This window comes from Nonomuraea sp. NPDC049480 (assembly GCF_044465905.1).
Classification (GTDB): domain Bacteria; phylum Actinomycetota; class Actinomycetes; order Streptosporangiales; family Streptosporangiaceae; genus Nonomuraea.
In genome coordinates, this window is the sequence record NZ_JBITMD010000001.1 from 655,636 (window position 1) to 670,907 (window position 15,272).

Annotated in this window: 13 protein-coding genes; 8 read left to right on the plus strand and 5 right to left on the minus strand. The window is 69.3% G+C overall.

Annotation, left to right across the window (positions count from 1 at the left end):
• Nucleotides 1-37 precede the first annotated feature (37 nt).
• The gene (locus ACIBX3_RS03070; protein WP_397112479.1) at nucleotides 38-1,102 is read right to left on the minus strand and encodes a hypothetical protein; all 1,065 of its coding nucleotides are present in this window, start codon (nucleotides 1,100-1,102) and stop codon (nucleotides 38-40) included.
• Nucleotides 1,103-1,181: 79 nt separating this feature from the next.
• Here ACIBX3_RS03070 and ACIBX3_RS03075 point away from each other — a divergent pair, with 79 nt between their 5' ends.
• Both ACIBX3_RS03075 and ACIBX3_RS03080 read left to right on the plus strand, forming a co-directional pair.
• A complete protein-coding gene (locus ACIBX3_RS03075; RefSeq protein WP_397112481.1) occupies nucleotides 1,182-2,612 on the plus strand; it encodes an AMP-binding protein in 1,431 nt (476 codons plus the stop codon).
• A gap of 19 nt (nucleotides 2,613-2,631) precedes the next feature.
• Entirely contained in the window at nucleotides 2,632-3,711 is a 1,080-nt protein-coding gene (locus tag ACIBX3_RS03080; RefSeq protein ID WP_397112482.1) for a S1C family serine protease, read from the plus strand.
• Between the two features lie 170 nt (nucleotides 3,712-3,881).
• Here the strand turns inward: ACIBX3_RS03080 and ACIBX3_RS03085 are convergent, their stop codons facing one another.
• On the minus strand, nucleotides 3,882-4,850 hold the full coding sequence (locus tag ACIBX3_RS03085) for a GlxA family transcriptional regulator (RefSeq protein WP_397112484.1): 969 nt from the start codon (nucleotides 4,848-4,850) through the stop codon (nucleotides 3,882-3,884).
• A gap of 100 nt (nucleotides 4,851-4,950) precedes the next feature.
• Between ACIBX3_RS03085 and ACIBX3_RS03090 the strand changes: the two genes are divergently transcribed.
• The 4 genes from ACIBX3_RS03090 to ACIBX3_RS03105 all read left to right on the plus strand — a co-directional run bounded on the left by ACIBX3_RS03090 (nucleotide 4,951) and on the right by ACIBX3_RS03105 (nucleotide 7,976).
• The gene (locus ACIBX3_RS03090) at nucleotides 4,951-5,361 is read left to right on the plus strand and encodes a hypothetical protein (RefSeq protein WP_397112486.1); all 411 of its coding nucleotides are present in this window, start codon (nucleotides 4,951-4,953) and stop codon (nucleotides 5,359-5,361) included.
• Between the two features lie 226 nt (nucleotides 5,362-5,587).
• Entirely contained in the window at nucleotides 5,588-6,451 is an 864-nt protein-coding gene (locus ACIBX3_RS03095; RefSeq protein ID WP_397112488.1) for a hypothetical protein, read from the plus strand.
• Nucleotides 6,448-7,086 carry a hypothetical protein gene (locus ACIBX3_RS03100; RefSeq protein WP_397112490.1) on the plus strand — a complete coding sequence of 213 codons (639 nt, stop codon included), beginning with the start codon at nucleotides 6,448-6,450 and terminating at the stop codon, nucleotides 7,084-7,086. Before ACIBX3_RS03095 ends, ACIBX3_RS03100 begins: the two co-directional genes overlap by 4 nt.
• A gap of 44 nt (nucleotides 7,087-7,130) precedes the next feature.
• On the plus strand, nucleotides 7,131-7,976 hold the full coding sequence (locus tag ACIBX3_RS03105; protein WP_397112492.1) for a phosphatidylinositol-specific phospholipase C/glycerophosphodiester phosphodiesterase family protein: 846 nt from the start codon (nucleotides 7,131-7,133) through the stop codon (nucleotides 7,974-7,976).
• Between the two features lie 23 nt (nucleotides 7,977-7,999).
• Here ACIBX3_RS03105 and ACIBX3_RS03110 read toward each other — a convergent pair whose 3' ends face one another.
• Nucleotides 8,000-10,738 carry a SpoIIE family protein phosphatase gene (locus tag ACIBX3_RS03110; RefSeq protein ID WP_397112494.1) on the minus strand — a complete coding sequence of 913 codons (2,739 nt, stop codon included), beginning with the start codon at nucleotides 10,736-10,738 and terminating at the stop codon, nucleotides 8,000-8,002.
• Nucleotides 10,739-11,185: 447 nt separating this feature from the next.
• Here ACIBX3_RS03110 and ACIBX3_RS03115 point away from each other — a divergent pair, with 447 nt between their 5' ends.
• Entirely contained in the window at nucleotides 11,186-12,316 is a 1,131-nt protein-coding gene (locus tag ACIBX3_RS03115; protein WP_397112496.1) for an SGNH/GDSL hydrolase family protein, read from the plus strand.
• A 159-nt stretch (nucleotides 12,317-12,475) separates the two neighbouring features.
• On the opposite strand, the gene ACIBX3_RS03120 is transcribed toward ACIBX3_RS03115, so the two are convergent.
• Nucleotides 12,476-12,817: a cupin domain-containing protein gene (locus tag ACIBX3_RS03120; RefSeq protein WP_397112498.1), complete on the minus strand. Its 342-nt coding sequence runs from the start codon at nucleotides 12,815-12,817 to the stop codon at nucleotides 12,476-12,478.
• Between the two features lie 245 nt (nucleotides 12,818-13,062).
• Here ACIBX3_RS03120 and ACIBX3_RS03125 point away from each other — a divergent pair, with 245 nt between their 5' ends.
• Complete coding sequence (locus ACIBX3_RS03125) at nucleotides 13,063-13,692, plus strand: hypothetical protein (protein ID WP_397112500.1); 630 nt, start codon at nucleotides 13,063-13,065, stop codon at nucleotides 13,690-13,692.
• 70 nt (nucleotides 13,693-13,762) lie between these two features.
• On the opposite strand, the gene ACIBX3_RS03130 is transcribed toward ACIBX3_RS03125, so the two are convergent.
• On the minus strand, nucleotides 13,763-15,100 hold the full coding sequence (locus ACIBX3_RS03130) for an LVIVD repeat-containing protein (RefSeq protein ID WP_397113380.1): 1,338 nt from the start codon (nucleotides 15,098-15,100) through the stop codon (nucleotides 13,763-13,765).
• Nucleotides 15,101-15,272 lie beyond the last annotated feature (172 nt).

Here is a 15,272-nt window from a genome sequence, read left to right on the forward strand (position 1 = left end):
AGAACCATATTCTAGAGCATGCTTCTGGCATAGCCGCCTAGATCGGCCGGACCTGTTGGGCCAGGGTGTTCAGGTCGCGCCAGCGGCTCTTGCCGGACTCCGGGATCGAGGCCACGAGCATCGCCGGCCTGTTCTTGCCCACCTCGACGATCGTCACCATGGCCTGGGCGGTCTCCTGCTTGCCGGCGTTGGTGTAGGTGACCGTGTAGCCGAGCGTCCAGCCCTTGCCCACCGGGAGCTTCTGGGAGGCGGTCCACTGCGTGACCTTGGCGTCCTTGGGGTACTGCGTGCGGATCGTCCAGCGCACGGCGTCGGCGGCGATCTGCCGGTAGTCGGCGTTCGAGTTTGGCTTCGCCGTGGGCGCCTCGCCCTCGGGCAGCATGGCCGAGCCGATCACCGTGAACGGTATCTCCACCTTGCCGATCCGCTGCGCGACCGAGTACGGCGAGGACGACTTGGCCTTCCACGGCGAGGCCAGCCGCGGGTAGGTGATCCCGACCTTCGTGTCCGAAATGGTGCCGATGACCGCGGACGCCTTGCCGGACAGGTTCTTGTACGCCTTGCTCGCCGGCACCGGAGGCAGCGCGACCGGGGTCTCGCTGGCGGTCGGGCCGGCCGACGCCGTGGGGGCCCCCGAGGCCGTCGGCACCGGCGCGACCCGGACGACCTGCTCGCCCTGCTGGTTGGCAGGCACGTCGCCGGAGAAGACCACGAAGATCAGCAGAACCGCCGCGACGGTGGCGAGGATGGCGCCGATCAGGTAGACGACCTTGATCGGCATGTCGCCGATACCCCGAGACGGAGGCATGGACGGCAGCACGGCCAGCGGCTGCACTGGCGGTTGCCCAGGATGCTCCGCGGGCGGCTGCGCGGGCGGTTGCCTGGGAGGCTGCGCGGGCGGCTGCGCGGGCGGTTGCCTGGGAGGCTGCGCGGGCGGCTGCCGCCCCGCGGGCAGCCGCTCCGCCGGCCGCCGCACCGGTGAGGACGGGCCCGGCAGGGAGGGCCTGGAGATCTTGACCGTCTCCTCAGCAGGCACAACGATCTTGCGGAACGGGGTGGTGGGTGGATCCGCTGAAGGTGTTTGGTCGCGTCCGTCCGCCATGGCCTTGAGGCTACGTCACGACAGCGAGGGATATTTCCGCTATGGCCCCTGCAGAATCTAATTCTGTAAGGTCGCGGACATGAGGGGTTTCTACGAGATCGCCGCCGACGACCCGGAACGCCCCGCCCTCCTAGGCGCGGAGGGCGTCACCTACGGAGAGCTGCTGGCCCGCGCGAACCGGGCCGCCAACGGTCTGGTCTCACGCGCCGTGCGCCCCGGCGACTGCGTGGTGACCGTGCTGAAGAACGGGCTCGACGCGCTCACCATGATGCTCGCGACCTACCAGATCGGCGCGTACCTGGTCCCGGTCAACTGGCACTTCACGGCCGAGGAGATCGACTACATCGTGGCCGACTGCGGGACCGAGGTCGTGATCTCGCCGGCCGCCCGCACTGTCGCCGAGCTCATGGCCGGACAGCCGGCCACCGCGCCCGCGCACCGGCGGGCCGGGTCGATCATGCTCTACACGTCCGGGACCACGGGGCGGCCGAAGGGTGTGCGGCGGCGGCTGCTGGACCTCACGCCCGAAGAGGTGCACCCGATCATGATGCGCAAGCTCTGGCGGCACTACGGGCTGCCGCAGGGCGGGGTGCACCTGGTGTGCTCTCAGCTCTACCACTCGGCGCCGTACGGGCAGGCCATGATGGCGCTGCAGTTCGGGCACGCGATCGTGGCGCCCGAGCGGTTCGACGCGGTCGAGACGCTGCGGCTGATCGAGCGGCATCGGGTGACGAACGCGTTCATGGTGCCCACGATGTTCCACCGGCTGCTGGCGGTGCCGGAGCGGGAGTCGTACGATCTGTCGTCCCTCACCCACCTCTACCACGGCGCCGCCCCGTGCCCGCCGGCCACCAAGCAGGCGATGATCGACTGGCTCGGGCCCGTGCTGTGGGAGTACTACGGGTCCACCGAGGCGGCGGTGGCGACCATGGTGTCGTCGCGGGAGTGGCTGGCCAGGCCGGGCACGGTGGGCCGGGCGCTGGACGGGATGACGTTCACGATCATTGGGGAGGACGGCGGGGAGGTGCCTCCCGGCGAGCCCGGGCTGGTGTACATCGGCGGGATCAACCGGTTCGAGTACCACCGGGACCCGGGCAAGACGGCGGCGGCCATGCGCGGGCACGACTACACGCCGGGCGACATCGGGTACCTCGACGCGGACGGCTACCTGTTCCTCCTGGACCGCCGGACCGATCTGATCATCTCGGGCGGGGTGAACATCTATCCGGCCGAGGTGGAGGCGACACTGCTGGAGCACCCGGCGGTCGCGGACGTGGCGGTGATCGGCGTGCCGGACACCGAGTGGGGGCACAGGGTCGTCGCGCTGGTCCAGCCGGCGGCCGGGGTGACGGGCGGGGACGAGCTGACAGCGGAGCTGCTGCGGCACTGCGCGCCCCGGCTGGCCAAGCTGAAGCATCCGCGGGTGATCGAGTACCGCGAGGCGCTGCCGCGTACGCCCACGGGCAAGCTGAGCAGGCGGAACGTCAAGGAAGCGTATCTTTCACCCTGACGCGGGCAGGACACCCCGCATGAGGGAGCGCATCAGGGAGATCCTCGCTGGATCGGCCGCCGTCGCACTGCTCACCGGCTGCGGCCCCCTTACCTCCATCGGCACCGCCACACCGCCGCCGCCTGCCACCTCGCCGGCGCCTTCCCCGACGGGATCGGCCGCCGCCGTGCAGCCGCTCGAGGCGGCGTACCAGCAGGTCATCACGAACGTCCTGCCGTCCATCGTGCAGATCAACACCGAGGCCGGACTCGGCTCCGGCGTCGTCTTCGACTCCGCCGGGCACATCGTCACCAACGCCCACGTGGTCGGCGGGGCCACGTCGATGAACGTCACCCTCGCCACCGGCGGAGCGCCGCGGCCCGCCCGGCTGGTGAGGTCGTTCAGCGCCGGCGATCTGGCGGTGATCAAGGTCCAAGATCCCGACGGACTGCGGCCTGCCAGGTTCGGGGACTCGTCGAAGCTACGGGTCGGGCAGATCGTGCTCGCCATGGGCAACCCGCTCGGGCTGTCCGGCAGCGTGACGAACGGGATCGTCTCAGCGCTCGGCCGCACCGTCAGCGAACCGCAGAACCCCGGCTCCCCCGGAGCCACGATCGCGGGCGCCATCCAGACCTCGGCCGCGATCAACCCGGGCAACAGCGGCGGGGCGCTCGTGGACCTGTCCGGGCAGGTGATCGGCATCCCGACGCTGGCGGCCAGGGACCCCGACCTCGGCGGCGGCGCCGCCCCCGGCATCGGCTTCGCGATCCCCAGCAACACCGCCACCGACATCGCCACCCAGATCGTCAAGGACGGCAGGGTCACCAACACCCACCGGGCGGCACTCGGGATCAGGGGCGGCACGGTGGTCGGCGCCGACGGCCAGCCGAACGGCGTGGGGGTGGCCGGGGTGGAGCCGGGCGGAGGCGCCCAGAAGGCCGGGATCCGGGCCGGGGACGTGATCGTGTCGATCAACGGCGAGGAGACGCCGACCATGGCGCTGCTGGCCGAGACCCTCACCACGCTCAAGCCGGGCGACCAGGCCAGGGTGGGTGTGATCCGCGCCGACGGCACCAGGGAGACGGTGACGGTCACGCTGGGCGAGCTCCCGGGCGAGTAGCGCCCGGCCGTAGCGCCGCCGATCGCGGACGCCCGCCGGCGCGCGTCCCTGCCTGGTCTCCCTCTCGGAGCCGTCCATGGACTCGACCTCGCCGATGATGTCCTCCACGGGAAGGACCAGATCCTCGGCGGGGAGGCGCGGCGAAGACCGCGTACAGGCGGGCGCGGGCGTCACCCGGCGGCCGAGGACTGGGTGAGGCGGTAACGGGAGGGCGGGATTCCGTACCGGTCGATGAACGCCTGGCGCAGCGTCTCCGCCGTCCCGAACCCGCACCGGACCGCGATGGAGGCCATCGGCAGCGACGTGGAGGCCAGCAGGTGGGCGGCGGCCTCGGCGCGGGCCTGGCGGACGTACCGGCCGGGCGTCTGCCCCAGGTCCTTGAGGAACAGCCGGGTCAGGTGCCGTTCGCTGACACCCGCCGCGTCCGCCAGCGTGGGCGTGCTCAGATCCCCGGCGAGATGGGCGTTGATGTGGTCGACGGTCCGCCTGACCAGGCTGTTGGCCGCCGGGGGCGCGCTGACGAACATGCTCATCTGCGCCTGGTTCCCGGGCCGCTGCAGGTAGGTGACGAGGTGGCGGGCGACCGTCCTGGCCAGTTCGGTGCCGTTGTCCTCCTCGACGAAGGCCAGCGTGAGGTCGAGGGCGGCGGTGACGCCGGCGGACGTGGCCACGTTCCCGTCGCGGATGAAGATGGGGTCCGGGTCGACGGCGACCTCGGGGAAGCGGTTCGCCATCTCGCGGGCCTGCTGCCAGTGGGTGGTGGCGCGGCGGCCGTCGAGCAGGCCGGCGGCGGCGAGGATCCACGCGCCGGTGCAGACGGACGCGACGCGCCGGCTCTCGCGGGCCAGCCTGCGGACATGGGCGACGACCAGCGAGTTGGCGGCGGCGTTCGCGTAGCCGATCCCGCCGGACACGACGAGCGTGTCGAGCGGCCCGCCGACCCGTTCCAGGGACAGCTGGGCCTGGAAGGTCAGGCCGGTCCCGGAGGTGACGGCCTGGCCGCCGGGCGTGACCACGCGTACCTCGTAGCAGGGCGACGCGCCGTGCCAGTTGGCCTCCTCCAGCGTCGAGGTGACGCAGGCGATGTCGAGCAGCGAGGCCGCGTCGTACGCCACCACGACGACCTTTCGTACTTCCATGGCCTCGACTGTAGGTCCGATGGACCAAGAGCCCAAGTTTCCGGACCTCCCCGGCCGCCGGTCTTGGCGGGTGATCGTGCTCTCCGGGACAGTCGGACGCATGACGACGCCAGAAGCAGTGAAGCCCCGCCGCCGCTGGGGCAGGTTCGCCCTCCACTACGTCGAGATGATCATCGCGATGTTCGTCGGGATGTTCGCGCTCGGCGCCCTTCTCGACATCCTCGGCCTCGGGATCTCCCACCAGGACCAGCCCGAGCTGGGCTACCTGGTGATGGCGTTCAACATGTCCGTCGGCATGGCCGTGTGGATGCGGATCCGCGGGCACGGCTGGGCCTCGACGCTGGAGATGTGCGCGGCCATGTTCGTCCCGGTCGTGCCGCTCTACCCGATGTTGTGGCTCGGCGTGATCGACGCAGGCGGGCTGATGATGATCGCGCACGTGGCGATGTTCCCGCTCATGCTGGCGGCGATGTTCCGCCGCCTCGACGAGTACACGGGCTGCGCCCACTAGATGCTTGGTTCCAAGGGGTCAGCGCTGCTCGGCTTCACCTCCGAGCGGCGCCGGCCGCGCTGCGCCCGCGCCCACTGATCGGCATGTTCCCCCTACCCGCCCTCACGGTACGGCTTACGCTGCCTCCGGCAGATTGGTGACACCCTGTACCCTCTCTGTCACCAATGAGTGCTTTACATGTGCTTAGGTGGAGCCTGACTATTTGCGTGGCGGATGGGGTTGAAAGGTGTCAAGTTACGGCTGGCGTCATTCGGTGTTCGCGCCCGTGGTGGGCCTGTTGGTCTCCATGTTGTTGTGGGTGGCTGGAGTCGTCGCGACGATATTGGAGTCCGTCGGCGCGACCACGGCACCGGCGGCCGCGGAGCTCGTGGTCACGCTCATCATCGCGGTGTTCCTGATCACGGTCCTCCGGATCGTCAGGGCCGTCCCCGACATCCGGCGGGAGGCCGCCGCGACGGCGCGGGCCGTGACGAACGTGCAGGCGGTGAAGCCGAATGAGGACACGCTGGTGGCGCGGCGGCTCAAGCTGTTCAAGGAGGCGGCCGAGGCCGGGAACGACTGCGAGGCGGTGCTGAGCGCCCGGTCCGCGCTGGACGACAGCGAGATGGCCAACAAGCACCACCTGGACCACACGCTCATCTGGGCGCTGCCGGTCCTCGGTTTCATCGGCACCGCGCTGACGATGGCCGCGATGGTCAGCTCGTTCTCGAACGCCCTGGACAGCCGCGGCGACCCCGGCGTGCTGATCACCGCGCTCAAGCAGCATGTGCTGCCCGAGCTGGCGTCCGCGTTCGGCGTCACCATGATCGCGCTGGTCCTGAGCGTGCTCGCGTTCAGCGGCATGGCCCTGGTCGAGCGGGCCGAGCGGGCCAGTGTGGTGGCCGCCGACGAGGTGTTCCTCATCTACATCGCGCGCCTGCCCGCCAAGCAGGCGGCTCCCGCCATGCACGGGCTCACCCAGGAGCTGGCCCAGTCCAGAGGCCGGACCGAGGAGCTCGTCAAGGGGCTGGACGCGCTGCGTACCGCGGTGGAGCGGCTGAGCGCCGTGGAGAGCCGGCCGCAGCGGTACACGCTGGTGAGAGAGCCGTGAGGAAGCGAGCCGCCAGGCCGTTCGCGCCGCCGCTCGACCTGCGCTTCATCGACCTCTTCATGGCCATCGTCCTGGCGCTGTCCTTTGTCGCGATCATGCTGACCGTCGTGGCGCGGATGTTGCCGACGGAGGAGGCCTCCCCGCCGCCCGCGAGCCGGCAGAAGACCGTGGCCCAGCTGGAGCGGCAGCTCGACGCCGCCGTGGCGGCCAAGCGGAAGGCCGAGGCCGAGCTGCGTACCACGCGGGCGCAGATCGCCGAGCAGACCGCCTTCGCCCTGCCCTGGTGGCTGATCGGGTTCTGCGCCCTGCTGGGCGTGCTCGCCGTGTTCATGACCTGGCGCATCCGGCTGTGGAACAAGGGGAACCTGCCGCGCCTGCGTAGCTGGCTGATGGTCACCGTGCTGGTGGCCGCGGTCACGGCGCTGGTCAGGTCTCTGAGTGACAGCGACGGCAACCTGTTGCTCGCCGAGATCCCCTGGTGGGCCGCCGACGCTCTCTGCCTCGGGTTGCTGCTGGTCGCGTACGTGCTGATCTCCGCCATCCGGGCCGACCACGCCACGCTCGGCCAGATCAAGACGCGGTCGGCCCGCGAATCGGCCGACAATTCGGCTGAACTTCACTCCCATCACATCTGACACAAATAGCGTGACACGCATCCCTGACTTCATAAGGAGATGCGATGTTGCGTCGAGCCCTGGGCGTGCTGGTCGCCGCCGGAGCGGTGCTGCTGACGGCCCTTCCCGCCACGGCCGCCGGCGGCGCCGAGCCCCTTCCCCGGGCGCACGCCCACAACGACTACGAACACGAGCGGCCGCTCCTCGACGCCCTCGACCATGGTTTCACCAGCGTCGAGGCCGACATCTACCTGGTGGACGGCGAGCTGCGCGTCGGGCACGACCCGGAGGACCTGCGGCCGGGGCGCACGCTCCAGTCGCTCTACCTCGAACCTCTCGCCTTGCGCGTACGCCAGGGGTACGGCCACGTCTTCCCCGGCAGCCGCCGCCAACTCCAGCTCCTGGTGGACATCAAGAACACCGGCGCGGCCACGTACACCAAGCTCGACAAGGTGCTGGGGGCCTACAGGAGGATGCTCACCACCTACCACAAGGGCAAGGTCAAGCCCGGGGCGGTGACCGTGGTGATCAGCGGGGACCGGCCGCGCGAGCTCATGGCCGCCCAGGAGCGGCGGTACGCCTTCTACGACGGGCGGATGTCCGACCTCGGGAAGGGGAACCCGTCCCTGATCCCGCTGATCAGCGACAACTGGACCAACCACTTCACCTGGCGCGGTGACGGCGAGATGCCGGCCGCTGAGCGGGACAAACTGCGGCAGATCGTGGCGACCGCGCACCGCGACGGGCAGCGCGTACGTTTCTGGGCCACGCCCGACACGGCCGGACCGGCACGGGAGGCCGTCTGGCGGGAGCTGATCGCGGCGGACGTGGACCACATCAACACCGACGACCTGGCAGGGCTCCAGCAGTTCCTCCGCGAGCACGACACCAGGCGCGCCGAGGCCGCGTGAATGCCGTCGCGGGCACCTGTGCGTCAAGCCGCGTGATCGCTGGTCCGCTCCGCGTGGTGGGCTACGGGAGTCGTGGACAGGCTCTGTTCGGTCCAGATGACCTTCCCGCATGCGGTGTATCGGGTGCCCCAGCGCGAGGCGAGCTGCGCCACCAGGAACAACCCTCGCCCGCCCTCGTCGGTGGTCGTTGCGTGGCGCATCCGAGGCGAGGTGCTGCTGCAGTCGGACACCTCGCAGATGAGAGCGCAGTCGCGCAGCAGGCGCACCTCGATGGGCGCCTTCGCGTAGCGGATCGCGTTGGTGACCAGCTCGCTGACCACCAGCTCGGTGGTGAACTCCAGCTCCTCCAGACCCCAGCGCCCCAGCTGCTCCATCACCGCGCCGCGCACCTTGGAGACGTTCGCCGGATCGGCGGACAGCTTCCAGGTGGCCACGCGGTCCGCGTCCAACGCGTGCAGGCGGGCGACGAGCAGGGCGACGTCGTCCTTGGGGCGGCCCGGCAGCAGGGCTTCGACGACCGCCTCGCACGTCTCCTCGGGCGGGCGTCCAGGATGCGCCAGGGTGGCCCGCAGCAGTGAGAGTCCCACGTCGATGTCGCGGCTGCGCTCCTCGATGAGGCCGTCCGTGTAGAGAACGAGCTCACTGCCCTCGGGGATCTCCAGGTCGACCGTCTCGAAGGGCAGACCTCGCAGGCCCAGCGGCGGGCCCGCCGGCACGTCCGGGAACTCCACGGTTCCGTCCGGAAGGACGAGGGCGGGCAGCGGGTGGCCGGCGCGGGCCAGGGTGCAGCACCTGGACACCGGGTCGTACACCGCGTACAGGCAGGTGGCGCCCACGATCCCGTCGCCGCCGCCCTGGTCGGCGTCGAGCCGGTCGACGAGCTCGTCGAGGCAGGTGAGCAGATCTTCCGCGGGCAGGTCGAGGACGGCGAAGTTCTGCAGGGCCGTACGCAGGCGGCCCATCGTGGCGGCGGCGTGCAGGCCGTGCCCCACGACGTCGCCGACCGCCAGCGCCACCCGTCCGCCGGACAGCGGGATGACGTCGTACCAGTCGCCGCTCACCCCGGCCTGCGCGGGCAGATAGCGGTGCGCCACCTCCACCGTGCTCTGCGAGGGCAGGTCCCGGGGAAGCAGGCTGCGCTGCAGGGCGAGCGCCATGTTGTGCTCGCGGGTGAAGCGGCGGGCATTGTCGATGGACAGCGCCGCGCGCCCGACCAGTTCCTCGGCGAGGCGGACGTCGTCCTCTTCGAACGGGCGCCGCTCCGGCCGGTAGAAGCTGACCACGCCCAGGTTCACGCCGCGCGCGTACATGGGCACCGCTATGAGCGAGTGGATCCCGAACTTGAGGATCTTTTCCGCGCGCACGGGGTCGATGGCCCTCCACCCGAGGGCACCCGTCAGGTTCGATTCCAGCACGGGCTCCCGGTCGGCCAGGCACCGGCCCTGCGGGGTGGACGGGGCGAAGGTGACCGACTCCCCCACCTCGGACAGCTGGGAGTCCTCGAGGACGGCGCCCAACGCCACCCGGCGGAACACACCAGTGTCGAGGGTGGCCTCGTCCCCCCGCAGAACGGCCTCCGCCAGGTCGACGGTGACGAAGTCCGCGAACCGCGGGACGACCACGTCGGCCAGTTCTTCGGCCGTACGGGTCACGTCGAGAGTGCTCCCGATGCAGACGCTGGCGTCGTAAAGGAGTTCCAGGCGCTGCCGTGCCCGCAGGGCGAGTTGTCCCACGCCCGGTTCTCCGACGAGGAGCAACCATCCCTCGCTGCCGCTGGTCACCGCGGCGGCCTCCCCAGGATCCCTGGCGGTGGTCTCCTCGGTGACGGACGCGGGCGCGGAGGCGGTCTCGGGCGGCGCCGGCGGTTCGGAGGGCTTCAGAGCGGCCGGGATCACCAGAGCGCCCGCGGCGGACGGCGCCGCCGCGGGAGCGGTGACCGACACGCGGCGTACGCGACTGGCCTTCTCAGGGAGGCTCGCCTCGATCGCGATGCCGGCCTCTCCGGAGGCGCCGACGACCGACCGGCGGATGAGGGTGGCGACCTGGCCGCTGACGAGCTCCACCTGGGCCATTGACGGGTACGGGAAAGAGATCAGCTCCGCGGCCTTCTCCCGCAGCAGGACCTGGTCGGCGCGGCCCAGGACGTCGTTGATCGAAGGAAGCGTACCCTCATGCCCGCCGGGCGGCCGGACGGAGCGATGGGCGCGCAGGAATGCCCCGAGCAGGTCCCGTTCCCGTTGAGTGGTCTGCTCCAACAGGCGCTGCTCGATGGCGCGGGCGGCGTCGCGGACGACTTTCAGCATCGCCGGGTCCGCGTCGGACCGCCGGCAGGTCAGGTCGAGAACCCCCTCGATCTGACCGCTCAACGGATCGCGGATGGGAGCGCCGGCACAGGCGAAGGGGTGCATGCACGCGGCGAAATGCTCGCTGCCGAAGACGTAACTGGGCTTTCTTACCGCCAGCGCCGTGCCGATGCCGTTGGTGCCCGCTATCTGCTCCCCGAAGGCGAATCCGACGGCGAGACAGACACTGTCGAGACTCCTGATGAGTTCGGGGTCGCCGCCCCGGCGCTGGAGCACCCTCGCCTTCTCGTCGCAGAGAATCACAGTCACGCGTGTTCCGGTGAGTTCGGCCTCCAACTTGTCGAGGACGGGAGTCGCCGCGTGAATGAGCCTGCCGTGCAGGTCGAGATCCTCCTGGTAGGGGATCTCCAACCGATCGGGGACCAGGCCCAGAGACCGGCAACGCTGCCAGGACGTCAAGATGGGACTCCTGACGCTTCCCTCGACCTCGCGCCCCTCGTCGAACCTCTCGTGGGCACTGGTCAACTGCTCTATGTCGTCCCAGGCAACCGCCACCTTTGACCGCCCCCTTAGCCAGGGAGAGACATATGTGCCTTGTAGACCACTATTTCATAATAAATGTAGTTTGTTGTTAGGTGTCCCATTTCTGAGCTTATTGCGGCTAAAGAGGATTGCTTGATGGTCTCGTGGCCAAGGGCAGACCGAGGGTTGCCCTGCCCGTGCGGGAAGCCGGAGCCGGCGGGGCCTTACCCGGCTAGTTTCAGGCTCCTTTCATAGACCCTGCGCGACCTCGTCACGTTGCCCGTGGTGAGGCCCATGCCGGCGTACGGCGCCGAATCAGATCTTGCGCCGCCCGGGCAAGCGCTCGTTACAATCGCCCGGCCATGTCGCCGTGAAGGAGAAACCGTGCGAACCGTACGCGTGACCGCAGTACTAGCCGCGTTGGCAGGCTCCCTGGTGCTGCCCGGCACCGCGAGCGCGGCCCCGGCCCACTCCTCCCCGCGCTCGGCGACGCCGGCATCCGGCGTCCTGGCCAAGGTGCACACCGCCGGACGAGTCAAGGTCGAGGGAAACTCCCTTCAGTACAGCTGGCCAGGCGTCTCATTCGAAGGCCGCTTCCGCGGCCCCGGCGTCGGGATCGTCCTCAACGACTCCGACAATGACTACGACGTCGAAGTCGACGGTGCGACCGTCGCCACCCTGGTGACCCCCGGCCAGACCACGTACTGGGTCAACGGCCTCACTCACGGCGTACACCGCGTGCGGCTCGTCAAACGTACCGAGAGCCCGTGGGCCACGAGCGCCTTCGGCGGCTTCGTCGCCGCCCCCGGCGGCGCGATCCTCAGCAGGCCCGCCGCGCGCCACCGGCAGATCGAGTTCATCGGCGACTCCTATACCGCCGGATACGGCAACCGCTCCGACACGCGCGACTGCACCAACGACAAGCTCGCCCGGACAACCGATGCCAACCTCAGCTTCGGCGCCCTCGCCGCGCGGCGCCTGAACGCCGACCACCAGATCAACGCCTTCTCCGGTCTGGGCATGGTGCGCAACTACAACGGCCACACCCCCGAGGTCGACTACCGCACCTACTACGACAGGGCGCTGCTGAACGTCGACGGCGATGTCTGGCGGAAGCCGGGCACCTGGCGGCCGCAACTGGTCGTGGTCGGCTTGGGCATCAACGACTTCTCGACCGCCATCAACCCGGGCGAGCGGTGGACGCCGGACACCCTGGTAGCCGCCTACCGCACCGCCTACCAGGGCTTCCTTGACAAGCTCAGGGCGCGCTACGGCCCTCGCACGATCATCGTGGTCAGCGCCACCCACCTGTCCAACACCACCGTGTTCGCCGACACCGCTCAGCAGATCGTCCAGGAGCGCAACAGCGGGGGCGACGATCGGGTCCGTTACTGGTACTACAGCGATTCCGGCCTGGACTACCTCGGCTGCCACTGGCACCCGTCCGTCCACGACCACCAGATCATCGCCGAACGGCTCAGCGACTTCGTCGCCACCCTTCCACTGCGCTGGTAGCCGGTACGCGGACCTGGAGGCCCGCACAACACAGAAAGGGCCTGCTCCGCCGCGTCGCGATGGGTGGGGTCCGGCGGACGACCGGCCTCGTCCTGGCGCTGCTCGTGGCCGTCGCCGTGGCACTCGGCCCGCGCCCCGGCACCGCGCCCTGAGCGCGGGTCAAGCCTGGGAGTCCCCGCGCGAGCCGTAGGCCGGGCCGAACACGACCAGCAGCGCCAGGTCCTCAGTGATGTCCACGAAGCGGTGTTCCTCACCTGCCGGGACGAATATCACCGCGCCGGGGCCGACCTCCGCCTCACCGCTCGCCGTCACGATCCGGGCCCGGCCCGCGGTCACCACATAGATCTCGTCCTCGGTGTGCGGGCTTTGGGTGTCGACCCCGCCTGCCGGGATGCAGTACGTCCCGATGGACAGGTCTGGCACCTTGAGATGCTCAACCCAGTCGTTGGCAGCCCCGGCAGCCGGCTGCAGCCATTCTCCCGCACCCTTGATGATCTGCATGGCGGCGACCTTACCGCCAGGTCGATCCCAGGTTCACAGTCCCCCCGTACTTGCGAGCCGGTGCCCGCAGGACGACCCCCAGTATGGGCAGTGATCGGTAAGCCTGCCCCAGGCCGGATGAGACCGTACAGGAGGTCAAGGAGCACCCCTTATGGTGGATGCTTCTTGATCGCAACAGGATGGGGTTCCGGGAACCGGCGGATCCCGGACCCGGACTTGGCAGCCGATATCGAAGGGGAAACGGCGTGGCTTCGTCAGGTAGCGGCGGCGTACGGGCAGACCAGCGGGGAGAGAACCGCGTTGCCCGCTTCGTGACGGAGGTCCTCGCGCCCAGGCATTTCGTGATCGGGCTGCCGCTCGCGGTCGGGGCGATCACCGGCGGGTGGGCCGGGGTCGGCTGGGCGGCGATCGCCGCGCTGTTGTGCGGCGGCGTTCCCGCGGCCGTGATCGCGGCCGGAGTGCGGTCCGGGCGGTTCGGAAACCATCACATCACCGACCGGTCACAGCGGCCGGCGCTGATCGTGGTGATCGTAGCGCTGGTCGCGCTCGCGCTGGCCCTGCTTGTGATCCTGGGCGCTCCCCGCGTGATGATCGCCTGCGTGGCCGTCATGCTGGCCACCTTGGCTGTGCTCGGCCCTGTCACCCTGGTCTGGAAGATCAGCTTTCACACTGCTGTGGCGGCGGGAAGTTTCGTGATGCTCGCAGCGGTGGTGCCCGCCGCCACAGCGTACGTGGTCGGCGGGCTCGGGACGGCGACGGTCGGGCTGATCGGCTGGTCACGGGCGGTGCTCGGCGACCACACTCCCGCGCAGACGCTGGCGGGCGCGGCCGCGGGGGCAGCGGCGACCTGGGCCACGCTCGCCGTGCTGCTCTGACCGTTTCAGATCGCGAGGGGCCGGCAGCGCCAGAGCCGCCTCGGAAGATTCATGACGGCTTCGCGCCACCTCAGTAGGTGTACTGGGTCTGGGTGTTGAGGACCTTGAGCCGCACCTTGGCGGCCGGATCGGTGCGCTTGTCGGTGATGCGCAGCACGTCCAGGCCCTTGTACATGTCACTGCTGTAGATGTGGCCGTTGTAGTAGTACGCCGACCAGGAACCCCCGACGTCGCGCGGCTTGAGCGGGCCACGCTCGAAGTAGCCGATCTCGGTGGGCTTCGCCGAGTTGGTGAAGTCCCAGATCGAGACGCCGCCCTGATACCAGGCCTGGACCATGATGTCCTTGCCCTTGACCGGGATCAGGGAGCCGTTGTGCGCGACGCAGTTCTCCGATGCGCTCTGGTGGCGCGGAATCTTGTAGTAGGCCTTCTTGACCAGCTTGCCGCTCTTGATGTCGTAGATGGCGTCCGCGCCGCGCTCAGGGCCGATCGACGCGTTGCAGGTGGCCGACATTCCGCCGCCGAGTTCGTCGGTGAAGACCACCTTGGTGCCGGTGTTGTTGAACGTCGCCGAGTGCCAGAAGGCGAAGTTCTCGTCGGTGACGGTGGCCGTGACCTTGGGGTGCTCACGGTTGGAGATGTCCATGAGCACGCCGTCACCCATGCACGCGCCGGCCGCGAGGTTCTTCGCCGGGAACACCGTGATGTCGTGGCAGCCGCTGGTGGACTCGAGCAGGTTGTCCTGCTCTCCGTTGCCACCGTCAGCGAAGAGCACGGGGGTTGAGACGATCTTCGCCGTCTTGGGCCGGTCCAAAGGCACCTTGATGATCGAGATCTTGTCGTGCGGCGGTTTGCATTCCGGGAACTCCGCCGCCGGGCCGAACGACGACACATACACATAGACCGCCTTGCCGGATTTGTCCGGCACCAGCGTGTGCGTGTGTGATCCGCAGCGGGTCTCGATGGCCTTGATGTACCTCGGCCGGGACTTGTCGGTGATGTCGAAGATCCGGATGCCTTCCCACGACTCCTTGTCGGTCGGCGAGCCGTAGTCACTCTTGCAGGAGTCGCCGTCGCGCGACTCGTCCACGGAGAGGAAGAGCAGGCCGCCCATGACCGAGACGTCGTTCTGCGAGCCCGGACAGGAGACCCGGCTGACAACCGTGGGCTTGGCCGGATTCTTGATGTTGAAGATCGTGAAGCCGTTGAAGTTGCCCTGGTAGGCGTAGTCGCCCTGGAAGGCCAGGTCGCTGTTGAGTGCCGAGTCCGACTTGAACGGCGCCTGCCGGGGCACGTTGGCCACGAGCTTGACGTTGGAGCTGGTCTTGACGTTGGAGCTGGCCTTGACGTCTTCGGCCGCGTGTACGGGTGATGCCGTCAGAACCAGCACACCTCCCGCCAGAGCCATCACACGGCCGAATCTGGACACCACAGCGGACCTCCTGCTTAGGGGTAGGTAATGCGGCACCCACTATGTCAGGAAAGATCCGTAGCTGAGCGGGCCGCTGGTACGGCGGAGCCAGTCGCGGGGGGCGCGGCTGAACTTGCCCATCAGTACCTATCGCCGGCAAGACCGGCGG